Source organism: Streptomyces sp. NPDC055078 (assembly GCF_053607985.1).
On the sequence record NZ_JBSGUP010001143.1, the window covers coordinates 1 to 1,195 of the forward strand.

The window sequence follows — 1,195 nt, forward strand, 5'->3', positions numbered from 1 at the left end:
CTTCAACCCCGGTCTTGTGGTGATAGGCGGCGGGGTGACCGGCCTCGGACACACCCTGCTGGCGAGCGTCAGAACCCAGGTCTACCGCCAGTCCCTGCCCCTGGCCACCGGGAATCTGCCCATTGTGCTGGGAGAGCTGGGCGCGCTGGCCGGAGTGATCGGCGCCGCACGGCTCATCAGCGACCATCTGTTCTCACCTGCCTGACCCTCCGGGCCGCCCTCCGCACCACTGGCCCGTACCGCTGCTCCGTACGAATCCGCACACCGCCATCCCACCGCCGCCACACCACACCAACCACCGGGACCCGCCTCCGGCCCCGGCAACCCAGGCGAGCCACAGTCACTCCCGACTACCCAGAGTAACTAACACGTGTCACCGCTCATCCGGAGCGGCGCGACCCCGACCTCACAAGTGCCCCCCACACGTATCTGACGCCGCACAGCCACGCCCGCACAGCCACGCAGCACGGCTACGCCGCACAAGCACCGCCACGCCCGCACAGCCACGCGGCACGGCTACGCCCGCACCGCCATTCGTCCGCATCGCGACTGCGCTCACCGGCCGCACCTGCCGAGGGGATTTGTCATGGCACCCGAACCACCCTTGCTCACCATGTCCGGCATCACCAAGTCGTTCCCCGGCGTCCGTGCGCTCGACGGCGTGGACCTTGAGGTCCTGGCCGGTGAAGTGCACTGCCTCCTCGGCCAGAACGGCGCCGGCAAATCCACCCTGATCAAGGTCCTCGCCGGAGCCCACCAGCCCGACGGCGGCAGCATCACCTGGCGCGGCGAGGAGGTCTCCCTCCGCTCGCCCATCGCGGCCATGCGGCTCGGCATCGCCACCATCTACCAGGAACTCGACCTGGTCGAGGGGCTGTCCGTCGCCGAGAACGTCTATCTCGGCCATGAACCCACCACCGCCGGGTTCGTCGTCCGCGGCGGCGACGAGAAGGCCGCGACCGCCGCACTCCTCAAGCGGCTCGGCCACCCCGAGGTCGACCCGGGCCGGCGCGTCGGCGAGCTGTCCGCCGCCCAGCAGCAGATCGTGTCCATGGCGCGCGCGCTCTCCCACGACGTCCGCCTCATCGTGATGGACGAGCCCTCCGCCGCGCTCGACCCCGACGAGGTCGACAACCTCTTCCGTATCGTCGGGAACCTCACCGCCGACGGTGTCGCCGTCGTCTACATCTCCCAC

At 69.9% G+C, this 1,195-nt stretch carries 1 protein-coding gene and 1 pseudogene; both read left to right on the plus strand.

What is annotated here, in order from left to right; translation table 11 throughout:
* Positions 1–205: pseudogene (locus ACWF94_RS40810) on the plus strand (sugar kinase); the annotation flags it as partial.
* A gap of 381 nt (positions 206–586) precedes the next feature.
* The coding region (locus ACWF94_RS40815) for an ATP-binding cassette domain-containing protein (RefSeq protein ID WP_453500406.1) at positions 587–1,195 on the plus strand (609 nt) is incomplete at its 3' end.